General features: G+C 69.5%; 20 protein-coding genes and 1 riboswitch. Of the genes, 16 read left to right on the forward strand and 4 right to left on the reverse strand.

What is annotated here, in order from left to right:
* Positions 1-70 precede the first annotated feature (70 nt).
* Positions 71-1,744: a M4 family metallopeptidase gene (locus QUD34_RS00085; protein ID WP_286354542.1), complete on the reverse strand. Its 1,674-nt coding sequence runs from the start codon at positions 1,742-1,744 to the stop codon at positions 71-73.
* Positions 1,745-1,931: 187 nt separating this feature from the next.
* Between QUD34_RS00085 and QUD34_RS00090 the strand changes: the two genes are divergently transcribed.
* From QUD34_RS00090 to QUD34_RS00100, 3 genes are read left to right on the forward strand one after another with little or no spacing between them, the layout of a single operon-like run.
* The gene (locus QUD34_RS00090) at positions 1,932-3,227 is read left to right on the forward strand and encodes an MFS transporter (protein WP_286354543.1); all 1,296 of its coding nucleotides are present in this window, start codon (positions 1,932-1,934) and stop codon (positions 3,225-3,227) included.
* 34 nt (positions 3,228-3,261) lie between these two features.
* Positions 3,262-3,678, forward strand: coding sequence for a guanyl-specific ribonuclease (locus tag QUD34_RS00095; RefSeq protein ID WP_286354544.1), 417 nt, complete (start codon positions 3,262-3,264; stop codon positions 3,676-3,678).
* On the forward strand, positions 3,675-4,118 hold the full coding sequence (locus QUD34_RS00100) for a barstar family protein (protein ID WP_286354545.1): 444 nt from the start codon (positions 3,675-3,677) through the stop codon (positions 4,116-4,118). The genes QUD34_RS00095 and QUD34_RS00100 overlap by 4 nt, the downstream gene beginning before the upstream one ends.
* Positions 4,119-4,127: 9 nt before the next feature.
* Here the strand turns inward: QUD34_RS00100 and QUD34_RS00105 are convergent, their stop codons facing one another.
* Positions 4,128-4,754 (reverse strand): YceH family protein, encoded by a 627-nt coding sequence (locus QUD34_RS00105; RefSeq protein ID WP_286354546.1) that lies wholly within the window; start codon positions 4,752-4,754, stop codon positions 4,128-4,130.
* Between the two features lie 191 nt (positions 4,755-4,945).
* Here QUD34_RS00105 and QUD34_RS00110 point away from each other — a divergent pair, with 191 nt between their 5' ends.
* Genes QUD34_RS00110 through QUD34_RS00120 form a run of 3 tightly spaced genes read left to right on the forward strand, consistent with a single transcriptional unit; the run spans position 4,946 to position 8,227 of the window.
* The gene (locus QUD34_RS00110) at positions 4,946-6,607 is read left to right on the forward strand and encodes an L-lactate permease (protein WP_286354547.1); all 1,662 of its coding nucleotides are present in this window, start codon (positions 4,946-4,948) and stop codon (positions 6,605-6,607) included.
* 38 nt (positions 6,608-6,645) lie between these two features.
* Positions 6,646-7,056, forward strand: coding sequence for a cupin domain-containing protein (locus QUD34_RS00115; protein ID WP_286354548.1), 411 nt, complete (start codon positions 6,646-6,648; stop codon positions 7,054-7,056).
* Positions 7,057-7,075: 19 nt separating this feature from the next.
* Positions 7,076-8,227 carry an aminotransferase class V-fold PLP-dependent enzyme gene (locus QUD34_RS00120; protein WP_286354549.1) on the forward strand — a complete coding sequence of 384 codons (1,152 nt, stop codon included), beginning with the start codon at positions 7,076-7,078 and terminating at the stop codon, positions 8,225-8,227.
* 60 nt (positions 8,228-8,287) lie between these two features.
* Here QUD34_RS00120 and QUD34_RS00125 read toward each other — a convergent pair whose 3' ends face one another.
* Both QUD34_RS00125 and QUD34_RS00130 read right to left on the reverse strand, forming a co-directional pair.
* A complete protein-coding gene (locus QUD34_RS00125) occupies positions 8,288-9,064 on the reverse strand; it encodes a thiazole synthase (protein WP_286354550.1) in 777 nt (258 codons plus the stop codon).
* 45 nt (positions 9,065-9,109) lie between these two features.
* On the reverse strand, positions 9,110-9,760 hold the full coding sequence (locus tag QUD34_RS00130; protein WP_286354551.1) for a hypothetical protein: 651 nt from the start codon (positions 9,758-9,760) through the stop codon (positions 9,110-9,112).
* Between the two features lie 184 nt (positions 9,761-9,944).
* On the opposite strand from QUD34_RS00130, the gene QUD34_RS00135 reads away from it, so the two are divergent.
* The 10 genes from QUD34_RS00135 to QUD34_RS00180 all read left to right on the forward strand — a co-directional run bounded on the left by QUD34_RS00135 (position 9,945) and on the right by QUD34_RS00180 (position 19,829).
* The gene (locus tag QUD34_RS00135; protein ID WP_286354552.1) at positions 9,945-10,562 is read left to right on the forward strand and encodes a TetR/AcrR family transcriptional regulator; all 618 of its coding nucleotides are present in this window, start codon (positions 9,945-9,947) and stop codon (positions 10,560-10,562) included.
* 73 nt (positions 10,563-10,635) lie between these two features.
* On the forward strand, positions 10,636-11,160 hold the full coding sequence (locus QUD34_RS00140) for an RBBP9/YdeN family alpha/beta hydrolase (protein WP_286354553.1): 525 nt from the start codon (positions 10,636-10,638) through the stop codon (positions 11,158-11,160).
* A gap of 37 nt (positions 11,161-11,197) precedes the next feature.
* A riboswitch (Lysine riboswitch) is annotated at positions 11,198-11,377 on the forward strand.
* Between the two features lie 58 nt (positions 11,378-11,435).
* On the forward strand, positions 11,436-12,470 hold the full coding sequence (locus QUD34_RS00145; protein ID WP_286354554.1) for a M20/M25/M40 family metallo-hydrolase: 1,035 nt from the start codon (positions 11,436-11,438) through the stop codon (positions 12,468-12,470).
* 3 nt (positions 12,471-12,473) lie between these two features.
* A complete protein-coding gene (gene asd / locus QUD34_RS00150; protein WP_286354555.1) occupies positions 12,474-13,529 on the forward strand; it encodes an aspartate-semialdehyde dehydrogenase in 1,056 nt (351 codons plus the stop codon).
* Positions 13,526-14,866 carry a lysine-sensitive aspartokinase 3 gene (gene lysC / locus QUD34_RS00155; RefSeq protein ID WP_286354556.1) on the forward strand — a complete coding sequence of 447 codons (1,341 nt, stop codon included), beginning with the start codon at positions 13,526-13,528 and terminating at the stop codon, positions 14,864-14,866. Before asd ends, lysC begins: the two co-directional genes overlap by 4 nt.
* Complete coding sequence (locus tag QUD34_RS00160; RefSeq protein WP_286354557.1) at positions 14,863-15,585, forward strand: 4-hydroxy-tetrahydrodipicolinate reductase; 723 nt, start codon at positions 14,863-14,865, stop codon at positions 15,583-15,585. Before lysC ends, QUD34_RS00160 begins: the two co-directional genes overlap by 4 nt.
* Entirely contained in the window at positions 15,582-16,484 is a 903-nt protein-coding gene (gene dapA / locus QUD34_RS00165; protein WP_286354558.1) for a 4-hydroxy-tetrahydrodipicolinate synthase, read from the forward strand. The genes QUD34_RS00160 and dapA overlap by 4 nt, the downstream gene beginning before the upstream one ends.
* The gene (locus QUD34_RS00170) at positions 16,484-17,305 is read left to right on the forward strand and encodes a 2,3,4,5-tetrahydropyridine-2,6-dicarboxylate N-succinyltransferase (RefSeq protein ID WP_286354559.1); all 822 of its coding nucleotides are present in this window, start codon (positions 16,484-16,486) and stop codon (positions 17,303-17,305) included. The genes dapA and QUD34_RS00170 overlap by 1 nt, the downstream gene beginning before the upstream one ends.
* Before the next feature lie 118 nt (positions 17,306-17,423).
* Complete coding sequence (locus QUD34_RS00175; protein ID WP_286354560.1) at positions 17,424-18,539, forward strand: pyridoxal phosphate-dependent aminotransferase; 1,116 nt, start codon at positions 17,424-17,426, stop codon at positions 18,537-18,539.
* A 141-nt stretch (positions 18,540-18,680) separates the two neighbouring features.
* Entirely contained in the window at positions 18,681-19,829 is a 1,149-nt protein-coding gene (locus tag QUD34_RS00180; RefSeq protein WP_286354561.1) for an alanine racemase, read from the forward strand.
* The last annotated feature ends 13 nt before the right edge of the window (positions 19,830-19,842 follow it).

Here is a 19,842-nt window from a genome sequence, read left to right on the forward strand (position 1 = left end):
GCGACCGCAGGGAACCCGCGAAACGAGAAGGCGCCCCGCGGGGCGCCTTCTCGTTGAAGGGCCGGCGGCCCTACTTCACATTCACGGCCAGCCAGGCGTTGTTCACGGTCGTGTAGACCGAGCTGCCCGAGGGGTACCCGAGGGCGGTGCAGGCGTTCAGGGTGGCCACGCGGGCCCCCGCGTAGTTGGTGCTGCTGGTCATGTAGGCCGTGATGGCCTTGTACCAGATGCGGGCGGCCAGATCGTTGCCGATGCCGGCGATGCTGGTGACGCCATTGGCCAGGGGGGACTGGAGGTTGCCCGAGAAGGCATCGATCTGGCTGCCGTGGGCGAGGAGGAAGAAGAAGTGGTTGGCCACGCCCGAGCTGTAGTGGACATCCAGGCGGCCGAGCGTTTTGGACCAGGCATCGGGGCTGGAGCCGTCGAGGCTGGGCTTGTACATGTAGCGCAGGGGCTTGTTGAAGGCGTTCGTGGCCAGCTGCTCGCCGATGAGGTAGTTGGCGGCGGGCACGGTGCCGTAGTTCACCTGGATGGTGCCCGTGATGCTGGTGTAGTTGGGCACGGTGCTGGTGCCGCCCCCGTGGGCCATGAACTCGACCATGCTGCCGAAGATGTCCGAGTTGGCCTCATTCAGGCCGCCGGACTCGCCGCGGTAGGTGAGGTTCGCGGTGCGGGCCATGACGCCGTGGCTCATCTCGTGGCCCGCGACATCGATGGACTCGAGGGACTTGAAGGAGGAGCCATCGCCGTAGGTCATGCAGAAGCAGCTGTCGGACCAGAAGGCGTTGTCGTAGCTGTTGCTGTAGTGCACGCGGCTGTAGGTGGCGCCGTTGTTTCCGTCGATGCCGTTCCGACCCAGGACATTCTTGTAGAAGTCGTAGGTGAGGCCCACGCCGTAGTGGGCATCCACGGCCGCGGTCTGGCCGTTGGCGGTGGTGGTGCTGCCTCCGGCCACATAGTTGGCGCCGTCACCCCAGGTGTTGTCGGCATCGTTGTAGAGGGTGCCGGTGCCCGTGGTGGCGTGGTTGAGGTTGTAGGTGGCGTAGTTCATGCCGCGCGTGGTGTCGCGCAGGTCATAGGTCGCGCCGTTGGCGGTGGTGTTGATGGCGACCGTGCCCGAGAACTGGGAGTTGCCGGTGCCGCTGATCGTGTGGAGGGTGCTCCAGCTTTCCAGGATCGCGCCGGTGTGGGCATCCACGAGGAAGTCGGTGTGCCGGGTCTCCTCGGCGCCGTTCTCCAGCTCGGTGTGGATGTGGTAGGCCAGGGCCGGGCGGGAAAGGGTGCGGGTGCCGCGGGGGGTCTCGATGTCCCGGGTGAGGGTGGCGACCACGAGCTCGGAGGTGGGAGCGTGGGCGTAGGCGCCCTTCGGGGCCAGCGACTGGTGGGCCACGGCCAGGGCCTCACCGTGGGCCAGGGTGGGGATGACATTCAGGTTGAGGCCGCGGACCAGCGCGTCGGTGCGGTCCGTGACCGCGCCCCCGCGCATGTGCACGACCGACTCGCCCTCGAAGACCCGCACGCCCTTGTAGAGCTGGTGCATGCGGATGTGGGCCTCGCCGGTGGGTTCCTCGAAGACGCTCTTGGGCGCGAACCCGTGGTCGCGATCCAGGCCCAGCTGGTACACCCGGGCATCCAGGTGGCGACGCGCCTCGTCGGCCAGGGGACTGTCCACGGGGCGGGCGGCGAAGGCGGGAACCACGAGAACCGCCGCCGCGGCGAGACGAAGGGCGAAACGAGAGGGCATGGGACCTCCGGGGAGCCGAGGCTCCGGGAAAGAAGGAAAGAGGGTGGGAAAGAAGGGGGATGCTCGAGCTTAGGACGGCCGGCGCCGGGCAGAGGTGTTAAGACATGTTAATTTTTATGAGAATCAGTTCTATTTGAAGGTCCTCCTGGAGCCGTGTCATCCTCGGGTGAAACCGCCCGGGAGTTGCATGTCCACCGAAGCCTCCACTCGCGCCCTGCCGGCTCCGCCGGCGGCCTTCCGCTGGCTGGTGCTGGTGGTGATCAGCCTGGCCATGTTCGGCAACTACTATGTCTATGACGCCATCAGCCCCCTGGCCGATGTGCTTCAGAAGCAGCTGGGCTTCACGGATGGCAACATCGGGCTGCTCCAGGGGATCTACAGCGTGCCCAACATCATCATGGTGCTGGTGGGCGGCATCCTCATCGACCGCATCGGCGTGAAGAAGGCCACCTTCCTGTTCGCCGTCCTCTGCTTCATGGGGGCCCTCCTCACGGCGCTGAGCCCCAAGCTCTGGGTCATGGCCTCGGGCCGCCTGGTCTTCGGCCTGGGGGCGGAGAGCCTCATCGTGGCCGTCACGGCGGCGGTGGCCCAGTGGTTCCGCGGCAAGGAACTGAGCTTCGCCTTCGGCATCAACCTGCTCATCGCCCGTCTGGGCTCCTTCGCGGCCCTGAACAGCCCCACCTGGGCCCGCTGGGCCTTCGGCTCCTGGCGCACGCCGTTGCTCATCGCCACGGTCTTCGGCGCGGTGTGTGTCATCGCCGCAGGCGTCTACTGGCTCATGGAGAACGGCGCCGCAAAGCGCTACGCCCTGGGCGGCCAAGGCGGCACGGACAAGGTGGTCTGGGGCGACCTGCTGAAGTTCAGCCCCACCTACTGGTATGTGGTGGCCCTCTGCATCACCTTCTACAGCGGCATCTTCCCCTTCCAGACCTTCGCCGTGAAGTTCTTCCAGGATGCGCACGGGGTGACCCGCGAAACCGGCGGCTTCCTATCCTCGATGCTCACCCTCTTCGCCATGATCGGCACACCGCTCTTCGGCCTGATGGTGGACCGCGTGGGCAAGCGGGCGCTGTTCATGATGCTGGGGAGCCTGCTGCTGATCCCGGTCTACCTGCTCATGGCCTACACCCATGTGAGCCTCTTCGTGCCCATGGCCATGATGGGCATCGCCTTCAGCCTGATCCCGGCGGTCATGTGGCCCTCCGTGGCCTACCTGGTGCCGGAGGAGAAGCTGGGCACGGCCTATGGGCTGATGACGCTCATCCAGAATGTGGGGTTGGCGGGCTTCAACTTCCTCATCGGCTGGGCCAACGACCATGCCGCCGCCAGCGCCGCGCATCCCACGGGCTACCGGCTGGGCATGTGGATCTTCAGCAGCCTCGGCTTCTTCGGCTTCCTCTTCGCCTACCTGCTGCGCCGGGCGGAGACGGGGCCGGATGCCCACGGGCTGGAAACCATCACCACCGCCAACCAGGCCGGGTAGCAGTACACTTGCAGACCGCAATCCTGGAGGTCGCATGACTCGCTGGCGGAGGACCCTCGCGCACCTGGCCGCCGGCCTGGTCGCCCTGGCCGCTCTGTTGCCGCTCACGGCCTGCGGGCCCCAGGGCCCGGCCTCGCCCCCGCCGGCCCCGACCGCGCAGGTCCAGGTGGCCCCATCGAATCCTCTCCCCCCCCATGCCCGCGAGACTCTGGCCTACATCCGACAGCACGGCTACGCCCAGCCCGGCTATGTGGGCGGCCGCATCTTCGGCAATTACGAAGGGGCGCTCCCCCGCTACGATGCCCGCCGGAAGCGCATCGAATACCGGGAGTGGGATGTGCATCCCCGAGCCGAGGGCCGCAATAGGGGTGCCGAACGCCTGGTCACGGGCAGCGATGGACGGGTCTGGTACACGGTCGACCACTACCGCACCTTCGTCGAGGTCCGATGAGCGACTGGGCCTTCCTCGCCTCCGCCCAGGGGCCGCACCTCTGCGTGTGGCGCGGGACGGCCGCCGCGCTGGCGGAGGCCGCGCCGGTCATGCCCCCCCTTCGCTGGCTGCGGGGGAGCCGCATGCGGACCCGGGTGGCGCTCCTGGACGAATGGGCGGCCGCCGCCCAGTTCCCCCCCTACTTCGGCGGCACCTGGGACAGCCTCCGGGATGGTCTGGCGGACCTGCCCGAGGGCGGCACCTTCCTGGTCTTCGATGCAGACCAGCTGCTCCAGGACGCACCCCCTTCGGACGGCGTCACGCTCATGGCCGTGCTGGAAGCCGTGGCGGAGGACCTGGCGCCCCGGCCCTTCCACCTGGTGCTCCAGGTGGAGCCCGGCCGCCACGGGGACCTGGTGGAGGGCCTGCGCCGGCTCCGGGTGCCCTTCCGCGAGTTGTAGACGCGAGGCCTAGAACTGGGCCTTGAAGGCTTCGAAAGCCCCCCGGAGCACTGCCAGTTCGTCGCGCAGGGTGGCGACTTCGGCTTCCAGCTGATCCAGCCGACCGGAGCGGGCGGGGGCAGCGTCATGGGCGAGAGCTTGGGCGACCGGCCCTGAGAGCAGGTGGGCCACCCGGGCTTCACGGGCCCCGGGGGCCCGGGGGAGCCGCTGGATGAGGGGCGGCTCGGCCTCGAGGAGCGCGCCCAGGCAAGCCTCCAGCTCCGCCAGGTCCGGGAAGGCGTACATCCGCCGCGTGTTGGTGCGCAGCTCGCCGGGCGTCTGGGGCCCCCGGAGGAGCAGCTCCGCCAGCAGGGCCGCCTCCTGAACGGAGAGGTTCCAGGTGGGCTTGGCGGTGTGCGCCACCTTCAGGACCCGGCCCGGCCAGTGCTCAGCCAGCCCGCGGGCGAGGAGGGCCTCCACGGAGGCCTGGACCTCCGGTTCCGTCACCGCCAGCACCGGGTCGCGGTTGCTGGACTGGTTGCAGGCGTTGAGCAGCGCGTTCATGGACAGGGGATACGCATCCGGCGTGCTCAGCTGCTTCTCCAGCAGGCAGCCCAGGATGCGGCATTCCAGGAGCGGGAGGTCGAGGTCGGACATGGGGCATTATCCCCCAGGTCGAGCCAGGGGTGACCCCTCCCCGGGGCTGGACCTGGGGTCCGAGTCCTCGGGGAAGGGCCCCGAAAAGGCTGAATTCTTTGGCAACAACAATTGACGATAGTCACATCGTTAATGACTTCGGGCGCTCATAGTGGGTCCCATCCCAACCTCAACGAGAAAGGACCAAGCGTATGCAGTGGAACCAAAACTACGCCGCGCTTCAGGGGAGCCTGCTCCTCACCGCCCTGGTGGTGGCCATCCCCATCTTCTTCTTGTTCTGGGCCCTGGCCGTGAAACGCATGAAGGGCCATGTGGCGGGGCTGCTCACGCTGCTTCTCACGATCATCATCAGCGTGCTCGTCTACCGGATGCCGCTCAGCGCCGCGTTGTCGGCCTCCGCCCTGGGCATGGTGACGGGCCTCTTTCCCATCGGCTGGATCATCCTGACGGCGGTCTTCCTCTTCAACCTCACGGTGGAATCGGGACAGTTCGAGATCATCAAGAGCTCGATCTCATCCCTGTCCCCGGACCGCCGGATCCAGGCGCTGCTCATCGCCTTCTCCTTCTCCGCCTTCATGGAAGGCGTGGCCGGGCAGGGCGCCCCGGTGGCGGTGGCCGCGGCCATGCTCATCGGCCTGGGCTTCCCCCCCCTGCCGGCCGCCGTCATCTGCCTCGTGGCCAACACGCCGCCCGTGCCCTTCGGGCCCGTGGGCGTCCCCACGATGATGATGTCCACCGTGACGGGCATCCCCGCCACGACCATGGCCCGCGCCATCGGCATCGACATGGCCTTCATGGCCCTGATCATCCCCTTCTTCATGGTGGTGGTCATGGTGGGCTTCAAGCGGGCCCTGGAAGTCATTCCGGCCGCCCTGGTGGCCGGCATCAGCTACGGCGCCACCTCGCTGGCGATCTCCACCTACTTCGGGCCCGAGCTGCCGGCGATCACGGCCTCCGTGGTGTCGCTGCTCTGCCTGGTGATCTTCATCCGCTTCTGGCAGCCCAAGACCACCTGGACCTTCGAGGAGGACAAGGTCGCGAACCCGGCCACGGGTGTCCGCCACACGGCGGGCCAGATCTTCAAGGCCTGGTCGCCCTTCCTCATCCTCATGCTCGTCATGGGCCTCTGGGGCACGCCCTTCTTCAAGAACTACGCCGAGAAGACCCACCACTGGTTCCTGGCCGTGCCCCACTGGCCCTGGCTAGACGGCGTCGTCTTCAAGGCCGCGCCCATCGTCGCCAAGCCCGCCGTCTACGGCGCCAGCTACAAGTGGCAGTGGCTCACGGCCCCGGGCACGGCCATGTTCCTCTCGTCGCTGATCTCCATGGTCGTGCTGGGCATCAGCCCCGCCACCGGCGCCAAGGTCTTCGCCAAAACCTTCATGCAGCTCCGGTTCGCCCTCGTCACGCTGGCCTCGGTCATCGGCCTGGGCTTCCTGGCCAACTACTCGGGCATGTCGTTCACCCTGGGACTGGCCTTCGCCGTCCTCACGGGCATGGCCTTCCCGATCTTCTCTCCCGTCATCGGCCTGGTGGGCGTGTTCCTCACGGGTTCGGTCACCTCGTCGGCGGCCCTGTTCGGCAAGCTCCAGCAGGTGACCGCCGGGCACCTGGGCTTCAACCCCGTGCTCACCACCTCGGCGAACCTGTTCGGCGGCGTCATGGGCAAGCTGATCTCCCCCCAGTCCATCGCCGTGGCCTGCGCCGCGGTGGGGCTCGTGGGCCGGGAGACGGACATCTTCAGGAAGACCCTCAAATATTCAATGATCCTGCTGGGGATCGTGGTGGTCGTGGTGCTGCTGCAGGCCTTCGTCATCCCCGGCATCCTGCCGACCGCGCCGGCGGTCAGCTGAACCTTGACCCTCAACCCGCAGCGAACGGAGGAATCCCCATGACGACTTGCGAGCTGGAAACCCTGAAGGGCCTCATCGACTCCACTCCGGATGTGGCCGTCCTGATCAACCTGCGCGACTACTATGCCCAGCGGTCCCTGCCCGAGAAGGGCGTGGACAGCGAGGTGGTCTACGAGTGCCCGCGCACGCAGATGATGATCCGGACCGCCGTGAAGGGCACCACCATCGGCCGCCACTTCCACACGGTCTGCGACGAGTATGTGATCGTGGTCGGCGGCAAGGGCGAGATCATGGTCAACGGCGAGTGGAAACCCGTGAAGGCCGGCGATGTGCATGTCTGCCCCCGGGGCATCGTCCACGACACCCGGGCGCTGGAGGAGGATCTCCAGTACCTGTCGATCTTCACGCCGCACCTCCCTGCCGGCACGGACATCAACTGGCTTAAATAGATTCCGAGGAGGACTCGCCATGACTGCACTGCTTCCCAATGTCGACCCGGATGGACTGCTGGAATTCTCCGTGGTCTACACCGACCGCGCGCTCAACCACATGTCTAAGCGCTTCCAGCAGGTGATGCGGGAGATGAACCGCATCCTCGCGAAGGTCTACCACGCCCAGGCCGCGGTGATCGTCCCCGGCAGCGGCACCTTCGGCATGGAGGCCGTGGCCCGGCAGTTCGTCACGGGCAAGAAGGCGCTGGTGATCCGGGACGGCTTCTTCAGCTTCCGTTGGTCGCAGATCTTCGACATGGGCGGGATTCCCGCCTCCCACACGGTGCTCAAGGCCAAGCGCACCGGCACGGATCGCCAGTCCCCCTGGGTGCCGACGCCCATCGCCGAGGTGGTGGCCGCCATTGCCGCCGAAAAACCCCAGGTGGTGATCGCCCCGCATGTGGAGACCGCGTCCGGCATCATGCTCCCCGACGACTACATGAAGGCGGTGGCCCAGGCCACCCACGCCGTGGGCGGCCTCTTCGTGCTGGATTGCGTCGCCTCGGGCTGCATGTGGGTGGACATGGAGGCCATCGGCGTGGATGTGATCGTGACCGCCCCCCAGAAGGGCTGGAGCGGCAGCCCCTGCTGCGCCATGGTCATGCTCTCCGAGAAGGCCAAGGGCGTGATGGAGACCACCACCAGCACCAGCTTCGCCTGCGACCTCAAGAAGTGGTCCGCGATCATGGACGCCTACCTGAAGGGCGGCCACGCCTACCACGCCACCATGCCCACGGACGCCCTGGCGAAGGTGTGTGCGGTGATGCAGGAGATGGAGGCCTACGGCTTCGACAAGCTGCAGGCCGAGCAGGCGGACTTGGGCGCCAAGGCCCGCATCCTGCTGGAAAGCTGCGGCCTGCCCAGCGTGGCGGCCGAGGGTTTCAAGGCCCCGGGCGTGGTGGTGAGCTACACCACGGATCCCGACATCCAGTCCGGGAAGAAGTTCCTGGCCGCGGGCCTGCAGGTGGCCTCCGGCGTGCCGCTCCAGTGTGACGAGCCGGCGGATTTCATGACCTTCCGCATTGGTCTGTTCGGGCTCGAGAAGTTGCACCATGTGGATCGCACCGTGGCGCACCTGGCCGCGGCCCTGACGGAAGTCGGCCTCCGCGAAGTGGCTCCGGCCCGGTAAGACAAGCCTCCCGAACGAGAAGCGCCCGGCCGTCGCCGGGCGCTTCCTTTTTGGGGATGGCTACCGTCCGATGACGCCCGTCATGGGGCTGCTGGCGCTGGCGTAGAGGCGCTTGGGCATGCGCCCGCTCTCGAAGGCGAGCCGTCCGGCGATCACGGCGTGATCCATGGCCTGGGCCATCTTGGTGGGCTCGCCGGCCTCGGCCACGGCGGTGTTGAGCAGCACGCCATCGGCGCCCAGCTCCATGGCCAGGGCCGCGTCGGAGGCCGTGCCGACGCCGGCATCCACGATCATGGGCAGCTGGTAGCTCTCGACCACTTCCTTGATCAGCAGCAGCGTCATGGGGTTCTGCACGCCCAGGCCCGAGCCGATGGCGCTGCCCAGGGGCATGACGGCGGCGCAGCCCGCATCGCAGAGCTTCTTGGCGAGGATGGGATCGGCGTTCACATAGGGCAGTACCGTGAAGCCCTCCTTCACAAGGATCCTGGCGGCTTCCAGGGTTTCCTCGTTGTCGGGATAGAGCGACTTCTGGTCGCCGATGACCTCGAGCTTCACCCAGTCGGTCTGCAGGGCCTCCCGCGCCAGGCGCGCCACGCGCAGGGCGTCCTCGCGGGTGTAGCAGCCGGCGGTGTTGGGCAGCAGGGCGATGTCCTTGGGAATCCAGTTGAGGATGTTGTCCTCGCCCTTGGCGCCGAGGTCGAAGCGGCGCACGGCCAGGGTGACCATCTCCACCCGCGCGGCCCGGTAGCAGGCCTGCATGGTGGCGAAATCTTTGTACTTGCCCGTGCCGAGGACGAGGCGGTTGCTGAAGGTCTTGCCGGCGATGACCAGGGACATGGGGCGCTCCGAACCTTCAGTCTAGCTCCGGCGGACCCCCCTCGTTCAGCGGGGCGGAATTCCCGGGCAGGTGAGGTTCAGGGTGCGGTCGCCGGCGGGATCCCGGTAGAGGACCCGGATCGGCAGCGGAGCATGGGGATCGCGGCTCCGGATGAACACCAGGCCACGGCGGCTCCGGCCGGGCGGCACGGGCCCGGGTACCCAGGCCTCGCCCCGGAAGAAGTCCTCCAGGCGGCGATTGCTCCGGGCGGCCACGACCGCATTCGGGATGCCGGTTCCCAGCCCCACCACCCCCAGGGCGCCGAAGACCGCCAGACCCAGGCGGTCGCCGCCGCTGCCCACGGCCAGGATTCCCGGGAGGATCGGGTAGAGGAGGTAGGCGGCGCTCCGCTGCCGCACCAGGAGCAGGGCGGCCTCGGGAGCCAGGCCGCCGGCCTCGTCTGGCAGCTGCAGACCCAGGACCTCAACCCCCTGGTCGGAGGCATTCTCGAGGCTCAGGACCGCCACGCGCAGGTGGGCGTCGAGGGCCTTCCGGGCATAGCCCGAGTTGTCCCCCCAGGGCTGGAGGGCGAGGCGTCCCGACAACGCTCCGCCGTGGACCTCCACCGGAGGCGCCAGCAGCGCCACGGGCCGATAGATCCGGGCGCAGTCCAGGCTTCCAATTACGAGCAGCAAGGTGCAGAGGAGCGATCGCATGGGACCTCCCCGGGAGGCCTCGCCCCGGCAGAGCAGAGGGGCGTTCGATCGCAGTTTCCGCGTACGGCCGTCCGACCTCAACCGACGGGCAGGTGGATAGGTCTCGGTCAAAGAAGAAGCTGCGGTCTCCCCGGAGGGCCATACGGATGGGTATGGTAGGCTGCGGGTCCCGGCCCAGGTCTGCATGCCCGTTCCCCGCAAAAAGCCCCCTCGCCCCGCGACGCCCCTCTCGCCCGAGGCCTGGGTCCAGGCGGCGCAGGCCCTCATCATCCGGAAGGGGATCTCGGCGGTGGCCGTGGAGCCGCTGGCGCAGGCGCTGGGCGTCACGAAGGGGAGCTTCTACTGGCACTTCGAGAATCGAGACGCCCTCATCCGCGCGGCCCTGGAGGCCTGGGAGCAGGACCAGAGTGCCGATGTGGTGGCCCGCTACGGGGGCATCGCGGATCCCCGGCGCCGCCTGCGGGTGCTGCTCTTCGCCGCCTTCGAGGATCTGGAGAACGGGCTGTTCTTCGCGGCGCTGGCGGTCTCGAGCGGGGACGCCCGGGTGGCCCCCTTCCTCCGCCGCGCCACGGAGCGCCGCCTGGCCTTCGGGGTGGAGGCCTTCCAGGCCCTGGGGCTCTCCGAGACCGAGGCGCGCCAGCGGGCCCTGCTGGCCTATGCCGCCTACGCCGGCTACTTTCAGCTGCTGCGCACCACCCCGGAAGCGGTGGCGGCGGTGACGGATCTCAGCGGCTATGTGCGGCGCCTGGCCGATGCCCTGGTGCCCGCTCCTGGCGCTGCGGCGCCCACCCCCAAGGCCTGAGCTTCGGCCTGAGCTTCCGCGCTTGATCTTCAGGATCCAAGGGCGTTCCATGGAGCCATCTTGGGGGGGGAGCATGCCCACGATCCTGACCGTCCCTGGCTATCAGAATTCCGGCCCTGGCCACTGGCAGAGCCTGTGGGAGGCCAGCCTGGGCGGCGTGAAGCGGGTGGAGATGTCCAGCTGGGAGCACCCGGTTAAGGCGGCGTGGGTGGAGGCCCTGGACGAGGCCATCGCCGACTGCCAGGAACCGCCGATCCTGGTGGGGCATTCGCTGGGCTGCCTCGCCATCGTCCACTGGGCGGAGGGCCATGACCGGGAGATCCGGGGCGCGCTGCTGGCGGCTCCCTCGGATGTGGAGCGACCCGACGCCTTGGCGGTGCTGCGCCCCTTCGGGCCCATCCCCCGCCTGCGGTTGGCCTTTCCCGCCATCGTGGCCGCTTCCTCGGACGACCCCTTCCTGTCGCCGGCCCGGGCCCGGATCCTGGCGGCCGATTGGGGGGCGCGCTTCGTGGATCTGGGACCCTGCGGCCACCTGAACCAGGCCTCGGGCCACGGCCCCTGGCCCCGCGGCGAGGCCCTGCTGAGCGACCTCCGGTAGCGGCTTGCAAAAGGGGGCTTGGCCGTGGGAAGGTGGACCTTCCGATGGAGGAGCGATCCCCATCAGTACCGACGGCGAGGGGGATGACCCCGATGACCTGTCGGGAAAGGGGAGGATCGCCGAAGGGATCGCGAGTCATCGGCGCGGCCCCTGGACGCTGAGGCGAAAGCCCGGCGGCTGTCGTGCCGGTCACCCGGCGCGGAGGGCCTGAGGAGCGGCGGCGGGAGTCCCTCCCACCGCGTTCCAGATGGCACCGTCGGCCCGCCGAGGTTTCCATGAACGCCACCACCGCTGATCTCCGAAGCTGGCTCACGGGCAGCCTGCGGCAGCTTTGCGACCAGGAGACCACCTCGGGCCGGGAGGACGCGGGCCTGCCGGCGTTGCGGGCCCTGCTGCAGGGGCTCGGCGCCACGATCCACGAGCAGCCCGTGGCCGAGGGCCGCACCAATGTGCTGGCTGTCTGGGGGCGGCCGAGGGTGCTCTTCTCCACCCACCTGGACACGGTGCCGCCCTTCCTGCCGCCGAGGCTGGAGGGGGAGGTGCTGCACGGCCGCGGGACCTGCGATGCCAAGGGCCAGATCATGGCCCAGCTCGGCGCCGTGCGGAGGCTGCTGGCTGAAGGCCGCGAAGGCCTCGCCTGGCTGGGCGTGGTGGGCGAGGAGACCGACAGCGCAGGGGCCACTGCGGCCCTCGGTCTGGCGGACCGCCTGCGGGACCTGAGGGTGCTCATCAACGGCGAGCCCACGGAGCTGAAGCTGGCCTCGGGCCAGCGTGGGGCCCAGCACCTCTGCCTCCACTGCGCGGGCCGCGCCGCCCACAGCGGCAGCCCCGAACTTGGCCACGACGCCACCTGGCCCCTGCTGGACTGGCTCCAGCGGCTGCGCGAACAGCCCCGGCCCGCGGATCCCCGGCTGGGTCCCGAGGTGTGGAACCTGGGGTTGCTGCGTGGGGGCGAGGCGCTCAACTCCGTGCCAGCTTCGGCGAGGGCCGACCTGCTGGTGCGCACGCTGCCCGGCAGCACCTTTGCCGAGGAGGCCCGCCGCCTGGCGCCGCCCGAAGGCTCCGTGGACCTGCGCCTGGACGAGCCCCCGGATCGCTACCCGGAGATCCCGGGCTTCGAGCACGCCGCCATGCCCTTCGGCTCGGATGCGCCCACCCTGCGGGCCCTGGTGCCGGATCGCACCGTGGTGCTGGCGGGCCCCGGCAGCATCCGGGTGGCGCACACGCTGGAGGAATGCCTCGCCCTCGCCGATCTGGAAGCCGGCGTGGATCTGAACCACCGACTGGCCCTGCATTTCCTGGGAGACTGAACCATGTCCTCGAAAATCCCCGTGACCGTGTTGGGCGCCACTGGCGTCGTGGGCCAGCGCTTCGTTCGGCGCCTGGCGGACCATCCCCTCTTCCGCGTGGAACACCTCGCAGCCAGCGAGCGCAGCGCCGGCAAGCGCTACCGCGACGCCTGCGCCTGGCGCCTGGACGGCGAGCCCTATGGCGGCCTGGGTGACCAGGTGATGGCCGAGGGCACCCCGGAATTCGCCCTGTCGCCGGTGATCTTCAGCGCCCTCGACACGGCGCCGGCCACGGAACTGGAACCGGCCTTCGCCCGGGCCGGGGCCATGGTGTTCTCCAACGCGGCGGCCTTCCGCATGTCGCCGGAGGTGCCGCTGCTGGTGCCCGAGGTGAACGCCGATCACCTCGGCCTGCTTGAGGTCCAGCGCCACCACCACGGCTGGAGCGGCGGCATCGTCACCAACGCCAACTGCACGGCCACGGTGCTGGTCATGGCCCTGGCCCCGCTCCAGGAGGCCTTCGGCGTGGAGGCCGTGCTGATGACCTCCATGCAGGCCATCAGCGGCGCCGGCTACCCCGGCGTGGCCAGCCTGGACATCCTGGGCAACGTGATCCCCTTCATCCGCAACGAGGAGGCGAAGGTGGAGGAGGAGACGCCCAAGATGCTGGGCCGCTTCACCGGCCGCGAAGTGGAGCTGGCGCCCATGCGGGTGAGCGCCCTCTGCCACCGGGTGCCCGTCATCGAGGGCCACACGGAGGCCGTCAGCGTGAAGCTGAAAGGCAATCCGTCCCTGGAGGCGGTGCGCGAGGCCTGGCTGAGCTGGAAGCCCGAACCCCAGCGGCTGAAGCTCTTTTCGGCGCCCCCCGTGCCCGTGCATGTCCACACCCTGGAGGACCGCCCCCAGGTGCGCCGCGATGTGGAGACGGACGGCGGCATGAGCGTGCATGTGGGCCGCCTGAGGGCCTGCCCCATCCTCGGCGTGAAGTTCGCGCTCCTCGGCCACAACACGGAGCGCGGGGCGGCGGGCGGCAGCATCCTGAACGCCGAGCTGGCCCATGCGAAGGGGTACCTCCGATGATCGTCCTCAAGTTCGGCGGCAGCAGCGTGGCCGATGCGGCCTGCATGCGCCAGGTGGCGAGCCTGGTGCGGTCGGCCCTGCCCCAGTCGCCCCTGGTGGTGCTGTCCGCCATGGGTAAGACCACCAACGGCCTCTTCGGGGCGGCGAAGGCCGCGGAAGCGGGCGATCTGGCCGGCGCCATGGACCTGCAGCGGGGCCTCATGGCCGCCCACCGGAAGGCCGCCGCGGAGCTGTTCGACGGGGCCGTGCCCGAAAGCCTGGATGTGGCCCTGACGGACCTCTTCGGCGAGCTTGAGCTGCTGCTGCGGGGCGTGGCCCTGCTCCGCGAACTGAGCCCCCGGAGCATGGACGCCATCGCCTCGCTGGGCGAGCGGCTGTCCACGCGCATCTTCGCGGCCTTCGTGGGGGGCGCCTGGGTGGACGCCCGCACGGTTCTCCGCACGGACGGCGTGTTTGGGGAGGCCGTGCCCCAGCAGGAGGCGATCCGCCCCCTGGCCGCCGACCACCTGAAGCCCCTCCTGGGCCCGGGTCGTGCCGTGGTGACCCAGGGCTACATCGGCGCCACGGAAGATGGGCTCACCACCACGCTGGGCCGAGGGGGCAGCGACTATTCCGCCGCCCTCTTCGGGGCGGCCCTGGGTGCGGCGGAGGTACAGATCTGGACGGATGTGGAGGGCGTGCTCACCTGCGACCCCCGCATCGTGCCCGAGGCTCTGCCCATTCCCGAGCTGAGCTTTGCCGAGGCCGCCGAGCTGGCCGCCTTTGGCGCCAAGGTGCTTCACCCGGCCACCATCCAGCCCGCGGTGGAAGCGCGCATCCCGGTCACGGTGCGCCACACGCAGAAACCCGAAGGCCGCTTCACCACGATCTCGGCCGAGGTCCGCACGGGCCGCCCCATCACGGCCCTCGCCAGCCGGGGTCCGGTGACCGTGCTCACGGTGAGCAGCTCCCGGATGCTAGCCCAGAGCGGGTTCCTGGCGCGGCTGTTCGAAGTGTTCGGTCGCCGCGGCGTGAGCGTCGACCTCGTGGCCACGGCCGAGGTGAGCGTCTCCCTCACGGTGGAGGCGGATGTGCCGCTGAAGCCCCTGATCCAGGACCTGTCGGCCTTCGCCACGGTGGAGATCCACGAGGGCCGGGCCATCATCGCTGCCGTGGGCGAGCGGCTGAAATCTACGCCGGGCCTGGGCGCGCAGCTGTTGTCCTCGCTGGGTGACATCAATGTGGAGATGATCAGCATGGGCGCCAACGAGATCAACCTGAGCCTGGTGGTCCGCCAGGACCAGAGCTCCGAGGCCCTGCGCCGCCTGCATCGCGTGCTGGTGGGGGGTGCGGCGTGACCGTGCCCCGCCTCGGTCTCTTCGGGAAGGGCCGCCTGGGGTCCGCCATCGCCGCGGAAGCCGGTGCGGCCCTGGCCTGGCAGGTGGGCCGCGAAGAGAGCCCGACCACTCCCGTGGCCGTGGCCATCGATGCCAGCGTGGCGGAGGCTGTCGAGGCCCACCTCGCCTGGGCCCTGGAGACGGGAACCGACCTTGTGATCGGCACCACGGGCTGGTCGGTGCCCGACCTCGAAGGTCGCGTGGCGGGGCACATCGGCGTGCTGGCGGCCTCCAACTTCTCGCTCTCGGTCGCCCTCATGGCGCGCTTCGCCACGGTGTTGGGGCGCTTCGCCGCCCTCGACCCCGCGCGGGACCCCTTCCTGGTGGAGCGCCACCACCGCCTCAAGGCCGACGCGCCTTCCGGCACGGCGAAGACCCTGGCTGGGGCCCTCCTGCGGGGCTGCCCCCGCAAGACCGAATGGACGCTCGGCACCCCCGCGCCCCACCAGCTGAGCATCGGCGTCGTGCGGGCCGGGGCGGAATTCGGTACCCACACGGTGGGGCTGGATGCCCCCGCCGAGCTTCTGGAGCTGACCCACATCGCCCGGTCCCGGGCCCCCTTCGCCCAGGGCGCCCTGGCGGCGGCCCAGTGGCTCCACGGCCGCAGGGGCGTCTTCACCATGGAAGACCTGGCAGCCGATCTGCTCGACCCCCTCTTCGCCTTCGGAGGCAAGCCATGACCCTCGAATTCTCTGGACTCGCCGTAGCCCTGGCGACGCCCTTCACCGCCTCGGGCGAGGTGGATCTGCCCGCCTTCCGCAAGCTGGTGCGGCATGTGGTGGCAGGCGGAGTGGATTTCCTGGTGCCTCTGGGCTCCACGGGGGAAGCGGCCACGATCCTCGAAGCGGAGCGTGATGCCATCATCACGGCCTGCCTCGAGGAGAGCAGCGGCCGTCCCGTGGTCGTGGGCACGGGCCACAACGCCACGCGCCAAGCGGCGGCCATGACGAAGCGCGCCCAGGCCCTGGGAGCCCAGGGCGCCCTGGTGGTGACGCCCTACTACAACAAGCCCACGCCCGCCGGCCTGGTGGCGCATTTCGCCGCGGTGGCCGAGGCGGCCCCGGGGTTGCCGATCATTGCCTACAATGTGCCGGGCCGCACGGGGCTGAATGTGACGCCCGCCACGCTGGCCCGCCTCTGGGAGAACCCCCAGGTGGTGGCCGTGAAGGAAAGCAGCGGCAACCTGGCCCAGATCGGGGAGATCGCCCGGCAGCTGCCCAAGGGCAAGCTGCTGCTGTCCGGCGACGACAACCTGGCCCTGGCCTCCATGGCCGTGGGGGCGTCGGGTCTCATCTCGGTGCTGGGCAATGTGCTGCCCCGGGAGACCGCGGCCATGATCGCCGCGGCCCGACAGGGCAACGGGGCCGAGGCCCTGCGCCTGCACCAGCAGCTGCTGCCCCTCATGGACGCCCTCTTCGTGGAGAGCAACCCCATCCCGCTGAAGGCGGTGCTGAAGCTCCTGGGCCTCTGCGAAGACGGCCTGCGCCTGCCCCTGGTTCCCGCCGAACCCGCCACGCGCACACGCCTGGCCGAAGCCCTCTGCCTCTCGACCGAGGGCACCTTCCCTGGAGTGATGTGATGGTCGTCGATCTGGATTCCATCCACAGCTTCTTCAACCGCCCGGCGGAAGCCCTGGCGGCGGATCCCGAAGCCCCCGCCATGCACCAGGTGCTCCTGGTGGCCCTGGAGACGGGCACCGTCCGGGCCGCCGAGCGCCAGGACGACGGCACCTGGGTGGCCAACGCCTGGGTGAAGCAGGCCATCCTCTGCGGCTTCCGCCGCACGAATCTGGTGGAGATGCCCGGGCCAGGATTTCCCATGTTCGACAAGACCGCCTATCCGGTCCGCCACTTCGGGCTGGAGGATGGCGTGCGCCTGGTGCCGGGCGGATCGTCGGTGCGGCGCGGCGCCCACATCGCCCGCAGCGTGGTGCTCATGCCGCCCGCTTATGTGAATGTGGGGGCTTTCGTGGACGAGGGCACCATGGTGGACAGCCACGCCCTGGTGGGCAGCTGCGCCCAGATCGGCAAGCGGGTGCACCTGTCGGCCGCGGCCCAGATCGGCGGCGTGCTGGAGCCCGCCGGCGCCCGGCCGGTGATCGTGGAGGACGACGCCTTCGTGGGCGGGTTGGTGGGGCTCTTCGAGGGCATCGTGGTGCGCCGGCGGGCGGTGCTGGCCTCGGGTGTGGTCATCACGGGCAGCACCGTGATCTACGACCTGGTGCACGGCCGCGAGCTGCGCCAGGAGGTGCCCGAAGGCGCCGTGGTGGTGCCGGGCTCCCGACCCGCTTCCGGGGACTACGCCAAGGCCCGCGGACTCCAGGTGTCGGCGCCCTGCATCGTGAAGTACCGCGACGACAGGACCGATGCGGCCACGGCGCTCGAGCAGGCGTTGCGGTAGGGCGGTGGTGACGAAATGCAAACCCCCGGGACGCGAAGGCGCCAAGAACCGCAAAAACCCTTTGTCTTTGCTTGGTGCCTGGGTGTCTTGGTGGTGATCTGTTGTTTTTGAGGTCCCGATGAATCCCGCTTCCCGCCTGTCCCTGCTGAAGCCCTCGCCCATCCGCGCCATCACGGACGGCACGCCGCCCGGGGCCATCCCCCTGGGGCTGGGCGAACCCACCTGGAACCTGCCGGAAGTGGCCCGCAAGGCGCTGCTGCGCGACCCCGGCCCCTGCGCCTATGTGCCCCATGTGGGCCTGCTGGAGCTGAGGAAGGCCGTGGCCGCCTTCCATGGCGCCCAGGTGGAGGAGGTGCTCATCACCACCGGCTCCCAGGGGGCGCTCTTCTCGCTGTTCCAGGCCTGGGTGGAGCCCGGCACGAAGGTGCTCATGCCCGACCCCGGCTTCGTGGCCTATCCGGCCCTGGCCCGCATGGCGGGCGCCGAGCCCGTGACCTACCCGCTGTCCAAGGACCGGTTCCGGCTCGATGCCGAGGCCCTCATCCGGGTGCTGGACGCCACGCCGGAGGCCTCGGCCGTGATCCTCAACCTGCCCTCCAACCCCACGGGCGGCGGGGGCGACCTCGCGGCCCTCAAGCGCGTGGCCGAGGCCTGCGTGGCCCGGGGCATCCTGCTCATCTCCGACGAGGTCTACCGCGACCTGCACTTCGGCGTGCGGGCGCCGAGCCTGCGCGATGTCACCGATCGCGGCGTGGTGACCAGCTCCGTGAGCAAGGGCTGGGGCGCGCCGGGTCTGCGCGTGGGCTGGGCCGTGGGCGATCCCGCCTGGCTCACCCCTGCCCGCGTGGTCCATGGCTACGCGGTCACCGGCACGGCCACGCCGGCCCAGTGGGCGGCCCTGGCGCTCCTCGAACACTCGGACGCCATCCTGGCCGAGGCCCGCGCCGCCGTGCAACTGCGGTGGGAAGCCCTGGCCTCGGCCCTGCGCGAAGACCTGGGCCACACTGTGACGCCCCCCGACGGCACCTTCTACCACTTCATGGCGCTGCCGGACTCCGCCCATACCGATCCTCTGGCCTTCTGCCTGAAGCTGCGGGACGAGGCCAAGGTGGTGCTCATCCCAGGCCTTGCCTTCGGTGAAGGCGGCCGCGGCCACGCCCGCCTCAGCTTCGCCGCCACCCCCGAGCAGCTGAGGGAAGGCGTGCGGCGGCTGGCGCCGTACTGGGAAAAGTGAAAAGGCTCCTGCCGCAGGGGACACAGAGACCGCAGAGGAAAGCCCGATGAAGCTTGGATACTCACGGATGAATCCGGATGAGGGGTTGGCCCCCAGAACCCAGTCCATCCTTTTCTGCGCTCTCTGCGGTTAGAGGTTCTTATGCTTTTCGCTTTTGACGATGCCCAATGCCGCTCCCTGGCCGAGACCCACGGCACGCCCTGCTTTGCCTACTCCGGCGAGGCCGCGACGGAGCAATTCACCGCTCTGCGCGCGGTGCTGCCCTCCCGGGTGCGCCTCGCCTACGCGGTGAAGGCGAACCCGCATCCGGGGTTGTTGGCGCGCTTCGCCGCCCTGGGCGCCAGCTTCGACTGCGCCTCCATCGGCGAGCTCGAGCGCGTGGAGGCCTTGAAGCTGCCCCCGGGCCGCACCTTCTTCGCGGGGCCCGGGAAGCGGGAGACCGAGCTGCTCCGGGCCCTGGTCATGGGCGTACGGGTGCAGGCGGAAGGCTTCGAGGACCTGGCGCGTCTCGACGCGATGGCGGATCGCGAAGTGGCCGTGAACTTGCGGGTGCACCCGGCCTTCGACATCGATGAGGGCAACCGCATCATCGGCGGCAGCGGACCTTCCGCGTTCGGTGTGGACGAGGAGGAGGTCCCGGCCCTGCTTCAGAAGGCCGCGCAGCTCCGCCATGTCCGCATCCGGGGCCTGCATGTCTTCGCCGCCAGCAACCAGCGGGACGCGGCCAAGCTGCGGACCATCCACGGCGCCGTGCTGAACCTGGCGAAGCACTTGCACGAAGCCCACGGCATGACCTTCGAGCAGATCGACCTCGGCGGTGGACTGGGCGTGCCCTACGCGCCGGACGAAGCCCCGCTTGATCTGAGAACGTTTGGACAAGGACTGTCCGGACTCCTGGCGGAACACGCCTGGTTCACGGACGAGCTGATCCTCGAGCCGGGCCGCTTCCTGGCGGGCCCCTGTGGGACCTACCTGGCCCGCGTGGTGCGGATCAAGGAAAGCCGCGGCACCCGCTTCGCCATCCTGGAGGGCGGCATCAACCACCTGATCCGGCCCCTCCTCACGGGCCAGCCCTTCCCCGTGAGGGCCGTGGGCAAGGGGCACGGGACCCTGTCCTACACGCTGGCCGGCCCCCTCTGCACCAGCCTCGACCGCCTGGGCGAAGTGCGCCTGCCGGAGTTGGCCCCGGGGGATCTACTGGCCTTCGGCACCACCGGCGCCTACGGCTTGAATGAGGGGATGACCCACTTCCTGAGCCACCCCGTGCCGCCCGAAGTGTGGGTGGAGTAAGCCAGGAAACGGG

Origin of the sequence: Geothrix oryzae (assembly GCF_030295385.1) — a bacterium.
GTDB lineage: Bacteria > Acidobacteriota > Holophagae > Holophagales > Holophagaceae > Geothrix > Geothrix oryzae.